The following is an 18,397-nucleotide window of genomic DNA, read 5'->3' on the forward strand; positions in this document are numbered from 1 at the left end:
GTGAACACGGTTGTTGCCTTCCTTGCTGGAGGCCTCGTTGTTGCCCTCGCCGCTTATGGAGTGAAGCTCTTCAATGAACGGCGAGGGCCTCGTCGTGCTGCCCCTGGGCCCGATGAGAACCGAGTGCGCACTGTTAGCCAGATCCTCCACTTGGTTATTCAAAGCTCGCCGACAGGTGTGACTGTGGTGGGGCGGAATGGTGACGTGATTCTGTCTAATGCCAGGGCACACGAGATGTCCATTGTGCATGACCGGACCCTCAACCCACAGGTGTGGGAGGTCGGCCAACAAGTCTTCGCGGACCGGGATGCGCGGGTGTTGGACCTGAATATGCGGCACCGTTCGACGGGGAGCCGGGTGAACAATGTCCGCGCAGTGGTCCAACCAATGTCACTGGCCGAGGATTCTTACATCATCGTCTACGCGGCGGATGAGTCAGAGAATGTCCGGATGGAATCAGCGCGCCGGGACTTTGTTGCAAATGTGTCGCACGAGCTGAAGACCCCTGTGGGCGGTATGTCTTTGCTAGCGGAGGCGCTGCTGGAGGATCCGGATGATCCGGAGATGGTGAAGTACTTCGGTGGCAAGCTGCTCAGTGAGGCGCACCGGATGGGCGCGATGATCACGGATTTGATTAACCTGTCCAAGCTGCAGGGGGCGGAGGCTTTACCGGAAATGTCTCCAGTGCGGGTAGATGATCTGATTGATGCGGCGATTGAGCGCAATCTCATCGCCGCGGAGAATCACGACATTGAGCTGACTCGGGGTGAACGGGATGACACGTTTGTGCTGGGGGATAAGTCGCTGTTGACCACGGCGTTAGCCAATTTGATTACAAATGCGATTAATTATTCGCCGAGAGGTCAGCCTGTGAGCGTGACGCACAAACTTGTGCGTGATTCAGTGGTGCTCATCCGCGTCACGGACCGTGGGATTGGCATTGCTCCGGAAGATCAGAAGCGGGTGTTTGAGCGCTTCTTCCGCGTGGACAAGGCCCGGTCGCGTCAGACGGGTGGTACTGGTTTGGGGTTGGCCATCGTGAAACATGTGGTGGCTAATCACGGCGGTAATATCAAGGTGTGGTCGCGCTTGGGTACAGGCTCGACGTTCACGATTGAGCTTCCGGTTTTCGCCCCTGACTCTATGGCATCAGCGGTGGTGCCGGAAGAAATTGAACAGATAGAACAAGAAAACCCAGATAAGTAAACATCAGCTGCACCTGTGAAGCAGAGGTAGGAAGAATCGATGACATCGACCATCCTGATTGTCGAGGACGAGGAATCACTGGCGGATCCGCTGGCGTACCTTCTGAACAAGGAGGGGTTTGAAGCCGTTATTGCGGTGGACGGGCCGACGGCGTTGAAGAAATTCGAGCAGAAGCAGATTGATCTGGTGTTGCTTGACCTCATGCTTCCGGGAATGTCTGGAACGGATGTGTGCAAAAAGCTGCGTGCCACGTCGGAGGTGCCGATCATTATGGTGACGGCGCGTGATTCAGAAATTGACAAGGTGGTGGGCTTGGAGCTTGGCGCCGATGATTACGTGACCAAGCCGTATTCCACCCGTGAGCTCATCGCGCGTATTCGCGCGGTGTTGCGTCGCGGCAACGGTGCCGCCGAGACCGCGCAGGAAGCGGAGAGCGGTGACGTTCTGGTGGGCGGTCGTGTCCGCCTTGACGTGGAGCGTCACACCGTCTTCGTTGAGGATCAGCCGGTGGCCATGCCTTTGAAGGAATTTGATTTGCTCGAGTACCTCATGCGTAACGCTGGGCGCGTTCTCACTCGAGGCCAGCTCATCGACAGGATCTGGGGTTCGGATTATGTCGGTGACACGAAGACACTGGACGTGCATGTGAAGCGTCTGCGCACGAAGATTGAGAAGGAACCTTCGCGCCCTGAGCAGCTCATCACGGTTCGTGGTTTGGGGTACAAGTTCGAGGCGTGATGTCCCATCCGGGACATCAAGATATTAGGGGTATCAGGAGTCTGCTGCGGAGCGCGTCGCTGGGTGCACCGCTTTCGCGTCCGCTGGGAGTGCAGCACGTGCAGCACAATGCTTTTCGACGATCGCGTACGGCCCCTCCCCAATCAACTGCGTCAGCTCCGCCTTCATTGATTTCCACACCGGTTCTGCGTTCGGCCCGCCATGGCATGCCGGGTCATTGGTGCACCACCAATCAAAGTCCTCACCACCATTGCCCCACTGGCGGCGGTCATATTCACCGATAGTGGTGCGCAGGATCTCCTGGCCGTCACTGCGTTCCTGCCACTCGTCCTCACGCGAAAACGGAACTTGCCAGCACACTTCTGGTTTAGAACCAATGATGTTGCGTCCTTCCGCCATCGCCCATTGGTGCAGGGCACAACCAGCGCCGGTGTCGTGGCCGTGGCGGTTGGCAAAGATACACGCGCCGTCGACAAGCGTGGTCTTGAGTGCGGGTTCTTCTTCATCGTCGTCCCACTCGAGCCACGGCTCAAGCTCAACGGGGTCGCCGGCGGCGAGGTAACTATCCACACTGTCGGGGCGGAGCTGCCAGTACTTCGCGGGCATTTCCGCAACAGCGTTGTACAGATCATCCCGGTCTGTCTCATCTGACAAATACGCGCCGTGAATGCAGCACCCCACCACGGGAAGATCCTTCGAAATCCCGCGACACGCTGGGGTGCCAAAGCGACACGACCATGTGGACTCTAACCAGGTCAGATCAATGCTGAAGTAGTGCAGCGGGTCATCCGGGTGGGTGAATTCGAACCATTCGCGCGGAAAGTCCGGTGGCAGCTCGTGGCCGGCCCGAATTGATTTTCCCGCGGGCGAATTTTTTGGGAAGCCCAGAAACACACGTTGGTTCACACTTGACCACGGTAGACGGTCTACTGTGGAACGCGTGCGACTAGGTGTATTGGACGTGGGAAGCAACACTGTTCACCTCGTAGCGGTGGATGCCGTCAGTGGTGGCCACCCAACCCCCATGAGTGATTGGAAGCAGTCTTTGCGGCTGGTTGAATTGCTCGATAAGAAGGGCGCGATCGAGGAAAAAGGCGTAAGGAAACTTACCGACGCAGTCCGGGAAGCCGCCGACCTCGCCGGAAACCTAAAATGCCAGGAATTCCTGGCATTTGCTACCTCCGCGGTGCGTTCTGCGACGAATGCGGATGAGGTCCTGCAGCACATTGAGAATGAAACAGGTGTGAAGCTTGATGTCCTGTCCGGGACGGATGAAGCCCGTCTGACGTTTTTGGCTGTGCGCCGCTGGTACGGCTGGTCCGCTGGCCGAATTACCAACCTGGATATCGGTGGTGGCTCATTGGAACTGAGCACCGGTAGCGACGAGGAACCAGACATTGCCCGCTCCCTTGACTTAGGTGCTGGCCGATTGACCCACGAGTGGTTCGACTCCGATCCACCATCGAAGCGGACCGTAAACACCCTGCGTGATTTTATTGATGCGGAACTTGCTATAGTCGCTGACGAGTTCCTCGCTCACGGCGAAGCCGGCCTGGCGGTGGGCACCTCCAAGACCTTCCGCACCCTCGCGCGACTCACCGGTGCGGCGCCCTCATCGGCAGGACCGTATGTGAAGCGTACGCTGACAGCACCGGGTTTGCGCCAGCTCATCGCATTTATTACCCGGATGACGGCGGCCGACCGTGCGGAGCTTGAAGGTGTGAGTCCTGACCGATCTCATCAGATTGTTGCCGGCGCGCTGGTCGCGGAAGCAGCGATGCGAGCACTTAAGATAGAGAAGCTAGAAATCTGTCCGTGGGCATTACGTGAAGGCGTGATTCTCCGGCAGATTGACAAGGGATAGAAGCAAGAAGGAGACGCTCAATTGGCTGAAAAGCAACTTACCGTTGCCGAGTTGATGGCCCGGGTACAAAAAGAAAACCCGGACATCCAGCCTCGGCGCCGTCGCCGTCGCAGCCTCGAGGAAGGCGGCATCTCCGTCGCAGAACTCACCGGCTCACTGCCAGCCGTTGATGCCCGCCCCGCTGAGCCTAAGCACTCTAGCATTCCCATCGACGCTGAAAACCCCCAGCGTTCTGCACCTCAGCCCCCCAAGGCCCCAGAGCCTGCGAAACCTGCCGAACAGATTAAACCTGCTGAGCCAAAGGTAGAACCTGAGAAGCCGAAGGTCAAGGTAGAGCCGCCCGAAACAACTGAGGCCGCGAAGCTGAATGAGCCTTCCACGTCTACCAAACCAGTGGCCGAGACTGAGGCCGCTAAGCCCGAAGTAGTGGAGAAGACTCCAGAAGCCTCAGCTGCGCCGAGTTCTGTGCCTGTGCGCAAGGTCGAGGTGGCAGGGAAGGAGCCGGCCACCGATGAAGATGAAACCAGTGTTATTCCCGTCGTGCGTGCAATGCCGGCACAAGCAGCCCTGACCGGACAGCCTAAGCCTGAGGTGAAAGAAGCTGTGGTCGCGAAGCGTGACCACGTGGATGAACTTGAGGCTGATTTCGACGAGTTCCCCGATAAAAATGTCCATGATGAGCACGACTTTGAGGACTTTGGGGGCACAGACCTTGAGGCAGACGCTTCAATCAACCCCGTCATGCTCGTCCTCATGGTCTTCGGTGGCCTACTGATTGGTGTGCTCGTGTTCCTGGGCTTCCAGGCGCTGTGGGAGAACTTCAACGCGATTCTGGTGAGCGTGCTCGCAGTTGTTGTGACAGCAGGTGTTGTGCTGGCTGTGCGCCGTATGAAGACAGGCCGTGATGGCTTCACGCTGGTGCTGGCTGCTTTGGCAGGCCTTGCCATGACCTTCGGTCCGAGTCTGGTCACTGTTTTCTAAATAACCGCTGGCTAAACGGTCCTCATGCAGGAAAATATCGCTGACTTGCGTGCACTGTGGCACGCTGGTGCGCATGACTAACATCGCAGTTATCGGTGCAGGAAATATCGGTGAGGCCCTGATTTCCGGTCTGGTGAATTCGGGGATCGACCCGGAAACTATCACCGCTACGAACCGCACAGCGGAGCGTCGTGAAGATCTGGCGAGCCGGTATGGGATCAACACCACCGAAGACAATATTGAGGCTGTCACGGATGTTGATGTGTGCTTCCTCTGTGTGAAGCCATATGACATCACCACGGTGATTGAGGAGCTCTCGGAGCCGATCGCAGCATCGGATACCCCGACGGTGGTTGTGTCCATGGCGGCGGGGGTGACGTTGGAGACGATGACGGAGGCATCCCATAGCGCGGGGACTCCCATCGTGCGTGTCATGCCGAACACCCCGATGCAAGTAGGTAAAGGCGTCTGCGTCGTCGCGTTTGGCAAATATGTTGATGAGGACCAGCAAGAATTGGTCACTGATCTGCTGGCTGCCGCGGGCAAGGTCGCCGTCGTGCCGGAGAAGCTTATCGACGCCGCTTCGACGATTTCAGGTTCCGGCCCGGCGTATTTCTTCCTCGTTGCAGAAGCGCTTATCGACGCCGGCGTGGCCATGGGCCTTCCCCGCGACACCGCCACGCTGCTGGCTAATTCCACGGCTGAAGGCGCCGGCGTGATGCTGGCCCATTCCGGCACATCACCTGTAGACCTGCGCGCTGGTGTGTGCTCCCCGGCAGGTACTACTGTGCAGGCGATCCGTGAGTTGGAGGAATCCGGTATTCGTGGTGCGTTCTACCGTGCGACACAGGCCGCTGCTTCCCGCGCAGCCGAGTTGGGGGACTAGACAGAGGGGTCGCGGGCAAAGAGAGCCACCAGAAAGCGGGTACACCGAGGGGGTAGTCCCAAAAATTTCTCCTGCGTGAGAAAACGCTTCGCCTTCCCACAGAAAGGTGCTTTCTACCAGCTGGAATGAAACGGAAGCACCGAAATGTCCTTCGAGGGGATAGTGGGAATTGTGTGAATAGTGTGAATCTTTTCTTGCTTTTGAGTCGCATGTGACACTGGGTTCACGCTAAGCTCTTTTAAGCACGTGCGTGTTCATTCTGTGGGAGGGGAAGCCTACAGCGCGCACAGATGCTGGAGGTTAACTACGCATATGGCAAATGAAGATAAGGGTAAGTTCCTGACCGTCGCTGAGGTCGCGGAGATTATGCGCGTATCCAAGATGACGGTGTACCGCCTAGTTCACTCTGGTGAGCTGCCGGCAGTTCGGGTTGGTCGTTCGTTCCGTGTGAACGAGCAAGCGGTCTCCGAATACTTGGACTCCTCGGTCTACGACGTCAGCACCGACGTCGGATAGTTCGCGCCAGAGGGCACGGCCCCTGGATAGTGAAAGGGTCAGCTTCGGCTGGCCCTTTCACTGTTGCTCCCGCTTAGACCTTTCACACCGATCACAGGGTTGGCATTGTCCAGTTTGTCACTGTGTGGGCTTGGGCATTTGTCACCGCATCGGGCATATGTTTCAGGATCCAGTTGCGGACAGAGGCTAGCCGTGCGCCACCCGTATGAACGCCGCGTCCCACAAGTCTGGATTGGCGCGCAATCTTCTGGCTCCTATGGCGCCGATGTTTGTCGTACAAGGTGAAATCCATGCTGCCCTGTTCAAGCAGTGCGGCAAGCACTGCGGCGTCTTCAAGTCCCTGGCAAGCGCCTTGTCCAAGGTTTGGTGTCATCGCATGAGCTGCGTCTCCGATGAGCACGACTTTGCCGGTGTGATACGTCGACAGTGGTGTGGCTATTTCTTGGATAGGCAGATATTGAATCGACGCTTCTGGGGTCGAATCAAGCAAAGCGGGAATGGGGTGATGCCAAAGGCTGAAAACATCCATCAATTCGCTGAGATCAGCTTCGTTGGGCGAAGCCTCGGGCCCAGAGAGAACCGCAAACCAGTAGGCACGCCCATTGTGGAGGGGAACAGCCCCAAAACGGGCCCGTGTGCCCCACGTTTCGAAACCGGCGTCGAGCGAGGGGGCGTCGGCAAGTGCGCGCCATGCGTTGTATCCCGCGTACCTGACCCCAGGATCATCAAAACAATTGCGCCGAACCGCGCTGTGAATACCATCAGCTCCGACAACAATGTCGAACTGAACCTCAGTGCCATCTTTAAAACCAACAACACCAGATTGAGCATCGACGGTTAACGCCTCGGAAGACGTGTGGATGATCTCAGCAGGAATCTGATCTAGAAGAAGCGCATGCAGCTCGGCGCGTTCAAGCGCTAGCGAAGTACTGGTAATCTCCGCGGAAATATGAGACAGCCACTCTCCCCGAGGATTTCGCACACCGCCTCGCAGTGATCGTTGGCCCACCTGAAGCGCGCGGAACCCAGCGCCAACCCCTAAAGTATCGAGGGCGGCAAGCCCATTCGGCGCCAGAGTGATACCAGCGCCACCACCGCGTACCTGCGAATATTTCTCGTAAATGTGTACATCCAGCCCGCTGCGGTGGAGAGAAGCGCCCAGCGCAAGACCGGAAATGCCCGCCCCGATGATCCCAATCTTCATGGTTGGGAGCCTACAGAATTGGAACGAACAGCATTTACGGTGACTTTACTTTTGGGATTGAACGCCACCGGCGGTAAACTCAGAACCCATTCGTGCCGGATGTTCGGCCCGCGCGTTGGGAGTGCACCCCGTGCGCACCAAGTCAAGGTCAAGCCGACACCACTTGGGTCCAGATCCGGCGGGAACTGTACGTACAAAGAGAAGCGAGGAAACCCATGGGTTCAGTGATTAAGAAGCGCCGCAAGCGCATGTCCAAGAAGAAGCACCGCAAGATGCTGCGCCGTACGCGTGTTCAGCGTCGTAAGCTCGGCAAGTAAGCAACTACTTGATAGTTGCATTTCGATTCCCGTTCACCTGGTGAAGGTGGGCGGGTTTTCTTCTGGGGGAATGCGGACTGCCCGGTGGGGCGTTTGTTGTTGCCGAGGCCTTGTGCGTTGATGGGCCGGTTTGATGACCCGGTTTGACTGTCGCCCTGGATCACGATCAGTGTCCTGGGGTTTTGCCTCGTGGCGACCGTCCTTGTCAAACCGAACCACACAGCCTGTTTTAGGGCATGCCGAAAGGCCCAGCTGGTGCTGGCTTTCGACATGAGGTGTGAGGTGTCTCGCTTATCTTCCGTAGAGCAGTGTCATCGCCCCGTAGGGGTGGACAGTGTTGGCTACGAGGTGTCCCCGGGGTGATCTCCACATGGGGGCACCCCGAATGTTTTCCACCCGGCCCCGGTGGGCATGTGCGGGGTCATCATCGTTGGTGCGGTTGTGATAGCGACACAGCATCGCCAGGTTATTCATGTTCGTATGCCCACCCCTCGACCATGCTTGGATGTGGTGGACCTGACAGTTATCAGCCGCATGCCGGCACTCCGGTACCGGGCAGGTTGGTGACAAAGCCCGTGCTAGGTCACGTTGTTTCTGGTTCGCGAAGCGTTGAGTGTCATACAGGTTGACCGCACCTGCCTGCGGGTGGAATAACGCCACCTCCAGTTGCTCCCCATAATGCTGCGCTAAGTAGTCCGCACCGGTGATTGTGGTGCCATCAGTCAACCCCAAGATGGTGTCGTTCCCGTCACCGCCCACAATGGTGATGTGGTCGTCTAGTGGGATGAGGACCAGTGGGCGGGGAACAGCCGGAGCAACTCGAGCTGGGGCGGCATCCCCTTCACCTTGAGCATCAGGGCGAAGACCCAGGATGGTCATTAAGTTCTCGTACATCTGGGGGCCTGCAGGGCCATCCCCGAGGTTGTGGCGTGAGGCGAACTCGATAGCTGCTGCGTCTTCTTCTCTAGCCGTGATGATGATAGGGCGCCTCTTTTTACGTGAGCGCCCAAACCCCACCGTTGGTGTCGGGGCAGGCTTATCCACCTCCGGGACGATGGTCTTCGCCCGACGCTGAAGCGTTTTATAGTCACCCGGAACCGACAACAACGCCAACCTCAGTTCCCACTTCTGTCCGGGGTCTTTGACCCCAACGAGGCGGCTTTCGATGTAGGCAAGCTGATCCAAGGACTTCTGCGTCGAGCGTGCCACCGTGATCGCGTCTGCTTGTTTGCGGGTAAACGTCGTTTTCCCGTAGTAGACCGCGTGGAGCTTTGCCCATTCGCGAACACGAGCAGGGCTGCAGCCAACCGCGTTAAGGACCTGGGCATCGAAATGCTCCAAGGTCTCAATCGGGTTTGTTAAACCCGCCACGAGCGCTGCAAAAGGATTCATGCCGGCAACGCTAAACCGAAAACCAGAAACGTGCAGCTAGGGGCCGAAAATCCTGTGGATAACCGGAAAAACGATCCACAGGGTGCGCACGCTGAAGCGCGCGCAGGAGACCGAAGGCCAGCGAAAACGGGCCGGTTCCACGAAAACTCAAAAAAGATTTAGACACTTGGCGCGGAACCAAACAGGCCGGACCCAATTGCTAGTTAACCTTGAACCGAGGGGCCGGTGCGACAAGGTTGCAGGATTCTGTTAGATGTGCAGCACGTGATTCGTACTTTCCGGTGGTGGTCGCGCGGAGGTGGGAAGCAACCCCTAGCTCTGATGTCGCGCCGCCTTCCAGCCCTTCGCCAGGGCCACAACGCCACATGCCACGAGAACGGGGATCAGGGCACTGGTGAAGGCGCGGCGGACTGGGCGGTAGTCGCGGATAAGCCAGCCGCTTTTTTCGGCGTGCTTGCGTAGTTGGCGGTCGGGGTTGATGGCTACGGGGGTGCCTACGAGGGACAGCATGGGGATGTCGTTGACGGAGTCGGAGTAGGCGGTGCATTCTTTGAGGTCGAGGCCTTGGGCTTCTGCTAGTGCTTGGACGGCGTGGGCTTTACCGGGGCCGTGGAGGATGTCGTCAACGAGGCGTCCGGTGAATTTTCCGTCTTTTTCTTCGGCGACGGTGCCCAGGGCACCCGTGAATCCCAGCCGGGCGGCCAGCGCTTGTCCGACTTGGACCGGGGTGGCGGAGACGAGCCACACTTGTTCGCCGGCGGCGATGTGCATGGCGGCGAGTTCGCGGGTGCCGTTGTAGGTGCGGTCTACTAGGTGGTTTTCCACGATGTCGGTGCACAGTTGCGTGAGTTCTTCGACGCTTTGGCCCTTGACCACGCTGAGGGCTTTTTCCCGGCCTTGGGCCATGGCGTCGGGTAGTTCAGAGCCGAAGACGCGGTAGCGGACTTGGGTGATGAGGTATGGGGAAATGTCGCGAAGTTCGATGTAGCGCCGTTTGAATAGTTGGTAGCCAAGGGCGATGAGGGAGTTGCCTTGGATGAGGGTGTTGTCAACGTCGAAAAATGCGGCGGCGGTGACGTGTTGGGGGATGTCTGGGTCTGGGGTGGTGATGCGGATGCCACCGGCTTCGACGGCGGCGCGGGCGGCGGCGAGGCCGGCTTTGCGCTGGTGGTTGTCGTCGATGGGTGGGAGTGCGGTGCTTTCGATGAAGCGGCGCACGTTGCCTCGCGAGTGGGACCATTGTGAGCGGGGGCCGTTGATTGGGCTCACGGGGTCTGTCCTTTCGGTCGTGCTGGTGGCGGTAGCCTAGTCCATCGTAGGCGCCCAATGCGTTGGAGAGGGGTTGGATGGTGCTGGTTGAACTCATGGTGCGTGCGACGTGCGGTTCTTGTGAGCGTGTGGCCGCGCAGATCGAGCCTGTTGTTGCGGATGCGGGTGCGCAGTTAGTGCTTATCGACGTCGACGGGGACCCCCAACTCGCCACCGAATTCGGCGACCGGGTTCCCGTGGTGGTCATTGATGGTGAGGAATTCGCGTGTTGGGAAGTAGATAATGCGGAGCTTGCTGCGGCGCTTCAAGGGTGATGGTGCGGGCGTCGGTTTTCTATTTCTGCTTGATCAATTTAAGGTGTAACTACCACATGCCGTCGGCACTGCTGTTCATATGGTCCCCTGAACGCTGATTTGGAGGATCTAGCAGGCGCGACGGCTGCCCTGTGAATTTTAGGTTCACCCAGTTTTAGCAGTCTGTTTTAGAAGAGATTTGTGTCGATGACGAGTGCCTCCACGCCCTTAGCCGAACCCAAGAAGGCAGCTACCGCTAGTTCTGGCGACCCGGATTTAGATGCTCTTCGGGGGAAGGTCATTTTCGTTGGTGCAGGTCCGGGTAACCCGGACCTGTTAACTATCCGTGCGCGTGAAGTGCTTGAGCGTAACGCTGTTGCGGTGGTTGATCCGGGTGTGTCCGCGGGTGTGCGCGATGTTGTTGGATCGGTTTTGCCGGTACCGGCGGAGAAACTCGATGCGGCTGCTGCTGCGTATGAGGAGATGTGCGTTAAGGCGAAGGAAGCCGGTGCGCGCCGTAAGCCGGTGAAGCCGGCTGATCCGACGGCGGCGGAGTTGTCGGAGTGTGAGCCGGATGGGGAAGGGATCGTCGAAAAGCTTGAGGCTGCTCTTGATGAGGCGGCGGCTGCGATTGCTCGTGGTGATGCGGGCGATGGTGATGTCATTCGTCTCATTGCGGGCAATCCGCTGACCCGGAATGCGGTTATGCGGGAGATTTCTGAGGTGGCGGCTGCTGGCATTGAATTTCAGGTTGTGCCGGGAATGTCGTTGCCGTCGACTGTGCCGTCCTTTGCGGGTATCGCGTTGGGTTCCACGTACACCGAGGCTGACTTGGCTAATGAGCCGGTTGATTGGGATGGTCTTGCTGCCGCGCCGCAGCCGCTCGTGCTTCAGGCTGATGTGGAGCACCTGCCGGTGATCAGTGCGGAGCTCACTGCACGTGGATTTTCCCCGGATACCCCACTGACAGTCACGGTCAATGGCACAACCCGCCTGCAGCGCACGTTTGATGCGACGTTGGGAACGGTGGGCAAGTTGGATGCGGATTTGGATGGCACGCTCGTTGTCACCATCGGTACTGCGGTGGATGACCGCTCGAAGTATTCCTGGTGGGAGAACCGTCCGCTGTACGGCTGGCGTGTGCTGGTCCCGCGTGCGAAGGAGCACGCCGGGCCGATGAATGCGCGGTTGAACTACTACGGTGCCATCCCTCAGTCCGTGCCCACGATTTCGATGGAAGCGCCCCGTAACCCGGCGCAGATGGATCGTGCGATTAAGGGCATTGTTGAGGGGCGCTACCAGTGGATCGTGTTCACCTCCGTTAACGGGGTGGATGCAGTCTGGGACAAGTTTGAGGAACTCGGGCTGGATGCACGCTCCTTTGCTGGTGTGCACCTGGCGGCCGTGGGGCAGAAAACCGCTGATGCGATTCGTGCCCGCGGCATGATCCCTGAGCTGGTTCCGCACCGCACGAAGCAGACTGCCCAAGGCCTGGTGGATGTCTTCCCGGACTACGTGGAAGAAATTGATCCGGTGGGCCGCGTGCTGCTGCCGCGCGCCGATATTGGTGGGGACGTTCTGGTGGAGGGCCTGAAGGAACGCGGCTGGGAGGTCGACGATGTGGTGGCGTACCGCACCGTCCGGGCAGCCCCGCCGGCACCGGAAGTGCGCGACATGATTAAAACCGGTGGCTTTGATGCCGTGTGCTTCACCTCCGCATCCACGGTGAAGAACCTGGTGGGTATCGCCGGTAAGCCACATGCCCGCACCATCATCGCCTGCATTGGCCCTATGGCTGCCGCGGAAGCGAAAGAACAGGGTTTGCGCGTTGACGTTGTACCGGAATCGGCTGACATACCATCCCTGGTTGATGCGTTGGCAGAGCATGTTGCTGGGCTGCGTGCCGCAGGCCAGCTGCCCCCGCCACGTAAGAAGCGTCGCGCGCGTCGCTCTTAAGCCTTTAAGCTTGTTAGTCAGCTCGGAGACTCCGGGACTGGAAGGATCAGTGATTTCATCACTATGACCACACCTGATCGGGGCACGACCCCAAGCCATATTGCTCCGTCCGCTGCCGGCGAGAAAGGGAAGCCGGAGGCGGTCCGCCTGTTTGTTCTCACCGCTGTTGTCATGCTGTGCGGTGAGGTGATTCACCAATTGTTTTCCGTGGTGGCGGTCCTGCTTGATCCATCAGCGATGATTGAGCAGGCAAAGCAGGCGCGTCCATCCGCGGCGAAGGAAATCGGTGACGCGAACATGACGGCGCTTGCGTACGCCTCTGTTGGGATTGCGGCACTGTTCGCGTTGGCCATCGTCGTGGTGCTGGCAATTGCGGTGCGGGCAGTGGCCAAGCAGGCTTCCTGGGCGGACAATGCATTGAAGTTGCTCATGGTTTTCGGTGGCTACTTCGCGTTGCGCGTCATGTTGATCTTTGCGGTCCCAGTTAGTGGCAGTGCTGTGCCGACGCCACTGATTGCTCTGGATGGGGCGATGCAGATCATCGCGGGCGTGGCCGGCGTGTGCGCCATTTTCTTTGCCACCCAGGATGAGGTGCGCACGTGGACGGCCAAGCCCAATACCCCTAAGGATACGAAGACGTTGCACGGCCCCAAGTGATCTGAGGCAGACTGAAGACCATGGCCGGTATGTTTCCCACGATGGTGACGGACCCGAATGATCCGAACCGTAACCACAGACGCACAACAACAACTGCGGGGCAGGGGTGCCCACGTAATCTGCGTGTTGCGTTTTACCTCATCTGCGCGGCAGGTGTGTTGATGTTGCTCACCGCGTTCACATTGCTGGCCGACGGATACCCCGGTGACGCCGTGATTCATGATGTGAGCAAACTCTTGGGCGATGTCGCCGACGAAGCATTCCGCAATAGGTATATGACCAATATGCGGGTTACGGCATGGGGCAGCATCATTCTCACGGCGTGGTTGGTGTCAGCAGCGGCGTATTTACCCAAAGGAAGCCGCGCAGCTCGTCGTTGGGCTGGTGCGGGAGTGGCTTTAACATGCTTCTTGCATCTCGCCGCGTTTGTGGTGCAGTTAACGGGCTGGGTATCTATGGTTGTGGTGGTTCTGCTGGTTGTGGCTATGCTTCTAGCGTTTCGTCCGGATTCAAACACGTACGTGGATGAGATGAGTCCGCGCTTCCAATGAAAGACCAGTGAGTAGCCATGACCAACCCAGAGCACAACGGTGAGTACCCGGACCCGGTGACGGAGTCCCATGAGGAGCTTGGCCGTTCCATCAAGGATGCGATGGATGCTGCGCGTGAAGCGGGTATTGGTGTGGAAGAAAAGCCGGGGGAGGCATCTATCTGGTTTGCGGCGGATGTAGAAGACCGGCCACACGTGTCCTATTCCTTCGTGTTGGAAAATCTGCCGCCGGCGCCGGACATTGACATGGTTGAGGCCGCGGTGGAAGAGCTGGACGGGGTGGAATGCCGGGTGGTTCATCCGCGTAAGACGGCGTGGGTGACGGCGACGGTGGATACGCGGCCGGAGGTGATCGTCGATAAGTTTGCGGAGCTTGGAATTACGGCCTCGTTGACGGATACGTCGATGTTCCGCTACGCGGCGGCGGTGGAAAGCGCTGAGCACTATGTGCGGCGCAAGGCAGCAAAGGATGTTCCGATTCAGTTGCGGCGTCGTCGCCGTTCGGCGCAGCGTTCGCTTGATCGGGCACGCCAGGCGGGTTTTGGTCCGCGGGCGCGACGCGAGGAGGCGCAGCGGAAGCAGCAGAGCAAGGAACCGGTGAAGCGGGATAGGAAAGACGATGTTCTGTACACCGCGCGTGATTTGGTCACACCGGCGCGGATGTGGGTTGCGTTGGTTCTCACACTGCCGGTTTTGGTGCTCGCGTACGTTCAGGCGGCGCAGTTTGATGGGTGGCAGTGGGTTGAGCTTGCGCTGGCCACCCCGGTGGTCACGTGGTGTGCGTTTCCCTTTCACCGCGCGATGTTGGGTGGCGTGCGGCGCGGTATTACGGCGCTTGATGGCGCCAGTTCCATGGCCATCATCATTGCTTATTTGTGGTCCGCGGCGGTGATTCTTCTCGCACCGACGGGGCAGCGTGGGTGGCATTCGGGGTTCACGTGGTTTGCTACCACGTTGGGTACGGAGCACGGCCCGGAGTTGTTCCTGGATGTGGCGTGTGGGATCACGTTGTTGCTGCTCATTGGCCGTAGGTATTCGATTCGTGCGCGCAGGTTGTTGATTGATGAGATGGCGGATCAATCGCTTGATCCGGAGGTTGAGTACACGCGTATTAATAAGATGCGTGGCCGCGCGGAGATTGATAAGGAGCTCATCCCGGTCGCCGAGATTAATCGCGGTGATGACATTGTGGTGCATGTTGGTGAGGTCATTCCCGCCGACGGCAAGGTGATCGGTGGGAAGGCTCGTTTGCGGCCGGGGCTTATCGACGTCCACGAGCCCAACCACGTCAAAGTCGGCTCCACCGTCTATGCCGGTTCCGTGATTGAGTCCGGGGAGATCAAGGTGCGTGCGCAGCGCACGGGCCATGCAACACGCTGGCTGGTGGTCATGCAGTGGTTGCGTGATGTGGAGGTGCGTCAGCGGTACGCGACGGTCCAGTATGCGCAGAGCGCTGCCCGCCTGTTGCCGTTGTCTATGACGGTGGCCTTTTTCAGCTTCATTTTGTGGGGCCTAATTTCGGGCGACTATAACGCTGCTTTGCGTACCTCTTTGGCTGTGTTGGCCGGTGTCGCGCCGGTTGCTTTGGCGTTGTCCCCAGCCTTGGCGCTGCGTCTGGGGATTGAGTCTGCGGCGCGTCACGGGGTGTTGCTGCGTGACGGCCACACGCTGCGTTCATTGGAGATGATGGACACGGTGGTGTTCAACCGCGTGGGCACGCTGGCCAAGTCCCAGATGTGTGTGGAAACGGTGACGTCGGCGGAGGGGGAGAGTGAGGAAATGGTCATGCGCATCGCTGGTGCGGTGTCCATGGAATCAGATACTCCCGCCGGGCGTGCGTTGGTGCAGGGGGCGCGTGAGGCGAAAACCCAAACGGAGAACAACCCGGATTTGCCTACGCGTTATGAGCTGGTGAGTGTGACTGCGGAACCGAGCGGTGATCTGAACGCGCGCGTGAACCTCGTGTATGTGGATGAGGAAGGCCGGGAGACGTCCACACAGGTGGATGCCATGTTGTGGCGGCCGGTGAACCTGTCGCATTTGCGTGGCCGTTTGGCGGTGGCCGCTACCTCGGGTGGCACACCTGTGGTGGTGCGGTGGAAGGGGAAGGACCGTGGTGTAATCACGTTGTTCGACCCGTTCAAGGACGATGCCGATGAGGCCGTGTCTCGCCTGGAGCAGATGGGTGTGGAAACGGTGATGCTTACGCGGGATACGTACCCGGTGGCTCGTCGTTTTGCTGATTTCTTGGGTATCTCCAATGTGTTGGCGGGCATTACGAATAACCGGAAGGCGGGGGCGATCCGGAACCTTCAGGCGGCGGGCGCGGAGGTCGCATTCGTAGGTGATGCGACTGTGCGCGATGCACTGCGCGCGGCCACGGTGAGCATCATGTACGCGGATTCGGAGGATCTGGAGCTTTGCCGCCGCCGTGGACGCACGGTGTCTGCTGTTTTGCTGCGCCATGACGTGATGGCGGTGCCACAACTGGTGTTGCATGCCCGCAAAGTGTGTGAGGTCATTGACCGCAACTTGGCACTGGCATGGATTTACAACTGCCTCATGTTGATGTGTGCCGTGGCGGGTGTGATTCCGCCGATCGTGGCAACCGTGCTCATGCTGGGTTCGTCGTTGCTCATCGAGGGATTGTCTATGCGCGCGCGTAGTTTCCCGAATGAGGGCCGGGTGGAGCCGGAGACTATTTCTGAACTGGTCAATGGGGAGAACAATGTCTAAGACAAAAATCGCTGTTATTGGTGCCGGGTTGGCAGGACTCACCGTGGCCAAGCAGGTGCGCGACGCGAGCGTCGATGTGTATGAAGCAACGGATCGCATCGGCGGCAAACTGCGCACCGTCGCGTTCGAAGGCGGCCCCACGGACATCGGCGCGGAATCATTCATCCCGACCGAGGACATGTGTGCGTTCATTGAGGATCTCGGCCTCACTGGATCGCTCGTTGACCCCACCGATGCGCCAACCTTACGGTGGGACGGCAAAGAGCTTTCGCTTATCGACGTCCCCCGGACCACCACCTTCCACCACGGCCTCCAAGAATTGCCGGAGAAGCTCGCCGAGGAATCCGGCGCTGATATTTACATTGATGCTTTCATTTCGGGCATCACGCGCGAGACCGATAAGGAAAGTGGGAAGCAGGGTTTTCGCCTCAAAGGTGGGGAGGACAAGCTGTATGACAACGTTGTGCTTGCCGTGCCGGCCCCCACGGCAGCACTTCTGCTCAAACAGGTGGATGCTGGTGCCGCCGAAGCGTTGGCAAAGGTAAAACTGGCCAACAGCGTTGTTGTGGGGATGCGCTTCGCCACCGGTGAAGGGTTGCCGGAGGCAGCAGAGGTCCGCATTGCGGACGGCGCGGACGGTGTCCGCGCAGCAGCATTTGTGTTTTCCTCTCAGCGGTGGCCCCACCTGGCTGACCGGGATGGCGCCCTGGTGCGCGCGACCCTCAATGTGGAAGCGCATGCGGATGAGGATGATCTGGTGGATTGGGCCTTGGATGATCTGGCAACGGTAACGGGCTTTGATGGTCGCGCTGCTGGCCTGGAAGAAATCTATGTTCAGCGCTGGTTCGGTGCTTTCCCGGAGGACACTGCTGCCACTAAGGCTGCAGCACAGGAAGCAAGCGAGTTGATCGCACAGATCCCCGGTATCTCTGCAACCGGCGCATGGGTAAGTGGTCCCAGCATCCGCGATGTGATCGCACACGCCCGCTCAACAGCGGATGATGTGCCCACTTCGTAACTGCCCCGTGTAGTTTTAAGTCCCATGCACAAGGAGCAGGAGCCAGAGGGCAACGAGGAGATCGTTGATCCGGTTGAACTAGAGGAACTAGACACTTCAGTGGCGCCGGAGGGATCAGATAAAGAGGACCCCGAATGGTGGGAGCAACCAGGCCTGCCGTGGAATTCTAAGCCGACGAAGTCGGACTACTGGTGCCTTGCCTGGTTTGGCTTTGTGGGCATCTTTGGTATGTCCATGATTCCGCTGCGCGCCTGGCTGCTTGGTTTGGATCCGCCGATCCTGCTGGCTGTGACGGGCTCGCGCATTGGTGCGGCATCCACGGGGGCGCTCGCCGCTGTGGGGGAAGCACCGGGCTGGTTGTGGTTCCTGCTCATCGGCTCGCTGGTGAACATCAAGTTTGACTGGGTCTACTGGTGGGCCGGCAAGCTTTGGGGCCGGGGCATCCTGGAAGTACAGGCACAAAACTCCAAGCGCACGGCGAAGAATTTCAAGCGCGTGGAGGGCTGGTTTCACCGCCTCGGGTGGGTGGCCATTTTCTTGGCGTATCTGCCTATTCCGTTGCCCATCGCCTTCGTTGTCTTTGTCATGTGCGGCGCAACCGGCATGGATGTGAAGAAGTTCATGGTCCTTGACTTTGTGGCGAAGACCTTGTGGTCCTTCCTCTACTTCGGTCTGGGCTGGATGATCGGCGAGCCAGTCGTCTACGTGCTTGAGCAGTACTCAAAGGTGGCCAACTGGATCGCCATTGGGCTCATCGTCGTGGTTCTCTTTGGGGTGTTTCGCGGGCAGTCCAAGACCACCCGCAAAGCGTGAG

Annotated in this window: 18 protein-coding genes; 14 read left to right on the top strand and 4 right to left on the bottom strand. The window is 58.9% G+C overall.

Translation table 11 applies throughout. The features are described 5' to 3' along the window. Entirely contained in the window at positions 1-1,206 is a 1,206-nt protein-coding gene (locus F4V54_RS02880; RefSeq protein WP_052092614.1) for a sensor histidine kinase, read from the top strand. A gap of 39 nt (positions 1,207-1,245) precedes the next feature. Further along, on the top strand, positions 1,246-1,944 hold the full coding sequence (locus tag F4V54_RS02885) for a response regulator transcription factor (protein WP_150386178.1): 699 nt from the start codon (positions 1,246-1,248) through the stop codon (positions 1,942-1,944). A gap of 33 nt (positions 1,945-1,977) precedes the next feature. On the opposite strand, the gene F4V54_RS02890 is transcribed toward F4V54_RS02885, so the two are convergent. Continuing rightward, entirely contained in the window at positions 1,978-2,850 is an 873-nt protein-coding gene (locus F4V54_RS02890; protein ID WP_034663065.1) for a DUF3109 family protein, read from the bottom strand. A 34-nt stretch (positions 2,851-2,884) separates the two neighbouring features. On the opposite strand from F4V54_RS02890, the gene F4V54_RS02895 reads away from it, so the two are divergent. The 4 genes from F4V54_RS02895 (at position 2,885) to F4V54_RS02910 (ending at position 6,191) form a co-directional block, all read left to right on the top strand. Further along, positions 2,885-3,808, top strand: coding sequence for a Ppx/GppA family phosphatase (locus F4V54_RS02895; protein ID WP_034663165.1), 924 nt, complete (start codon positions 2,885-2,887; stop codon positions 3,806-3,808). Positions 3,809-3,829: 21 nt separating this feature from the next. Then, positions 3,830-4,789 carry a hypothetical protein gene (locus tag F4V54_RS02900; RefSeq protein WP_150386179.1) on the top strand — a complete coding sequence of 320 codons (960 nt, stop codon included), beginning with the start codon at positions 3,830-3,832 and terminating at the stop codon, positions 4,787-4,789. Positions 4,790-4,862: 73 nt separating this feature from the next. Beyond that, positions 4,863-5,675, top strand: a complete 813-nt coding sequence (gene proC / locus F4V54_RS02905; protein ID WP_150386180.1) for a pyrroline-5-carboxylate reductase — start codon at positions 4,863-4,865, stop codon at positions 5,673-5,675. 312 nt (positions 5,676-5,987) lie between these two features. Further along, a complete protein-coding gene (locus F4V54_RS02910) occupies positions 5,988-6,191 on the top strand; it encodes a helix-turn-helix domain-containing protein (protein WP_034663060.1) in 204 nt (67 codons plus the stop codon). A 91-nt stretch (positions 6,192-6,282) separates the two neighbouring features. On the opposite strand, the gene F4V54_RS02915 is transcribed toward F4V54_RS02910, so the two are convergent. Then, positions 6,283-7,395 carry an FAD-dependent monooxygenase gene (locus F4V54_RS02915; RefSeq protein WP_150386181.1) on the bottom strand — a complete coding sequence of 371 codons (1,113 nt, stop codon included), beginning with the start codon at positions 7,393-7,395 and terminating at the stop codon, positions 6,283-6,285. Positions 7,396-7,610: 215 nt separating this feature from the next. Between F4V54_RS02915 and F4V54_RS02920 the strand changes: the two genes are divergently transcribed. Further along, positions 7,611-7,712 (top strand): 30S ribosomal protein bS22, encoded by a 102-nt coding sequence (locus tag F4V54_RS02920; protein WP_003855542.1) that lies wholly within the window; start codon positions 7,611-7,613, stop codon positions 7,710-7,712. 291 nt (positions 7,713-8,003) lie between these two features. Here the strand turns inward: F4V54_RS02920 and F4V54_RS02925 are convergent, their stop codons facing one another. Both F4V54_RS02925 and F4V54_RS02930 read right to left on the bottom strand, forming a co-directional pair. Continuing rightward, a complete protein-coding gene (locus F4V54_RS02925; protein WP_150386182.1) occupies positions 8,004-9,104 on the bottom strand; it encodes an HNH endonuclease signature motif containing protein in 1,101 nt (366 codons plus the stop codon). Positions 9,105-9,416: 312 nt separating this feature from the next. Beyond that, positions 9,417-10,373: an HAD family hydrolase gene (locus F4V54_RS02930; protein ID WP_150386183.1), complete on the bottom strand. Its 957-nt coding sequence runs from the start codon at positions 10,371-10,373 to the stop codon at positions 9,417-9,419. 77 nt (positions 10,374-10,450) lie between these two features. Here F4V54_RS02930 and F4V54_RS02935 point away from each other — a divergent pair, with 77 nt between their 5' ends. The 7 genes from F4V54_RS02935 to F4V54_RS02965 all read left to right on the top strand — a co-directional run bounded on the left by F4V54_RS02935 (position 10,451) and on the right by F4V54_RS02965 (position 18,396). Beyond that, positions 10,451-10,687 (top strand): glutaredoxin family protein, encoded by a 237-nt coding sequence (locus F4V54_RS02935; protein ID WP_034665592.1) that lies wholly within the window; start codon positions 10,451-10,453, stop codon positions 10,685-10,687. Positions 10,688-10,873: 186 nt separating this feature from the next. Then, a complete protein-coding gene (locus F4V54_RS02940; protein ID WP_150386184.1) occupies positions 10,874-12,622 on the top strand; it encodes a bifunctional uroporphyrinogen-III C-methyltransferase/uroporphyrinogen-III synthase in 1,749 nt (582 codons plus the stop codon). A 63-nt stretch (positions 12,623-12,685) separates the two neighbouring features. After that, positions 12,686-13,279, top strand: coding sequence for a hypothetical protein (locus F4V54_RS02945; protein ID WP_052093078.1), 594 nt, complete (start codon positions 12,686-12,688; stop codon positions 13,277-13,279). Positions 13,280-13,299: 20 nt separating this feature from the next. Beyond that, complete coding sequence (locus F4V54_RS02950) at positions 13,300-13,830, top strand: hypothetical protein (protein ID WP_150386185.1); 531 nt, start codon at positions 13,300-13,302, stop codon at positions 13,828-13,830. 17 nt (positions 13,831-13,847) lie between these two features. Next, positions 13,848-16,565, top strand: coding sequence for a heavy metal translocating P-type ATPase (locus F4V54_RS02955; protein WP_249041214.1), 2,718 nt, complete (start codon positions 13,848-13,850; stop codon positions 16,563-16,565). Continuing rightward, a complete protein-coding gene (locus F4V54_RS02960) occupies positions 16,558-17,583 on the top strand; it encodes an FAD-dependent oxidoreductase (RefSeq protein ID WP_150386186.1) in 1,026 nt (341 codons plus the stop codon). The genes F4V54_RS02955 and F4V54_RS02960 overlap by 8 nt, the downstream gene beginning before the upstream one ends. Before the next feature lie 24 nt (positions 17,584-17,607). Next, positions 17,608-18,396, top strand: a complete 789-nt coding sequence (locus tag F4V54_RS02965; RefSeq protein WP_150386187.1) for a DedA family protein — start codon at positions 17,608-17,610, stop codon at positions 18,394-18,396. Position 18,397 lies beyond the last annotated feature (1 nt).

The organism is Corynebacterium tuscaniense (genome assembly GCF_008693065.1).
GTDB lineage: Bacteria > Actinomycetota > Actinomycetes > Mycobacteriales > Mycobacteriaceae > Corynebacterium > Corynebacterium tuscaniense.

What these genes read in the sequence shown, in the direction of transcription:
- F4V54_RS02945 (WP_052093078.1), top strand. Translation starts at nt 12,686, where the DNA reads ATGACCACACCTGATCGGGGCACGACCCCAAGCCATATTGCTCCGTCC.
- F4V54_RS02935 (WP_034665592.1), top strand. Translation starts at nt 10,451, where the DNA reads ATGGTGCTGGTTGAACTCATGGTGCGTGCGACGTGCGGTTCTTGTGAG.
- F4V54_RS02925 (WP_150386182.1), bottom strand. Translation starts at nt 9,104, where the DNA reads ATGAATCCTTTTGCAGCGCTCGTGGCGGGTTTAACAAACCCGATTGAG.
- F4V54_RS02955 (WP_249041214.1), top strand. Translation starts at nt 13,848, where the DNA reads ATGACCAACCCAGAGCACAACGGTGAGTACCCGGACCCGGTGACGGAG.
- F4V54_RS02910 (WP_034663060.1), top strand. Translation starts at nt 5,988, where the DNA reads ATGGCAAATGAAGATAAGGGTAAGTTCCTGACCGTCGCTGAGGTCGCG.
- F4V54_RS02940 (WP_150386184.1), top strand. Translation starts at nt 10,874, where the DNA reads ATGACGAGTGCCTCCACGCCCTTAGCCGAACCCAAGAAGGCAGCTACC.
- F4V54_RS02950 (WP_150386185.1), top strand. Translation starts at nt 13,300, where the DNA reads ATGGCCGGTATGTTTCCCACGATGGTGACGGACCCGAATGATCCGAAC.
- F4V54_RS02965 (WP_150386187.1), top strand. Translation starts at nt 17,608, where the DNA reads ATGCACAAGGAGCAGGAGCCAGAGGGCAACGAGGAGATCGTTGATCCG.
- F4V54_RS02920 (WP_003855542.1), top strand. Translation starts at nt 7,611, where the DNA reads ATGGGTTCAGTGATTAAGAAGCGCCGCAAGCGCATGTCCAAGAAGAAG.
- F4V54_RS02960 (WP_150386186.1), top strand. Translation starts at nt 16,558, where the DNA reads ATGTCTAAGACAAAAATCGCTGTTATTGGTGCCGGGTTGGCAGGACTC.
- F4V54_RS02885 (WP_150386178.1), top strand. Translation starts at nt 1,246, where the DNA reads ATGACATCGACCATCCTGATTGTCGAGGACGAGGAATCACTGGCGGAT.
- F4V54_RS02915 (WP_150386181.1), bottom strand. Translation starts at nt 7,395, where the DNA reads ATGAAGATTGGGATCATCGGGGCGGGCATTTCCGGTCTTGCGCTGGGC.
- proC (WP_150386180.1), top strand. Translation starts at nt 4,863, where the DNA reads ATGACTAACATCGCAGTTATCGGTGCAGGAAATATCGGTGAGGCCCTG.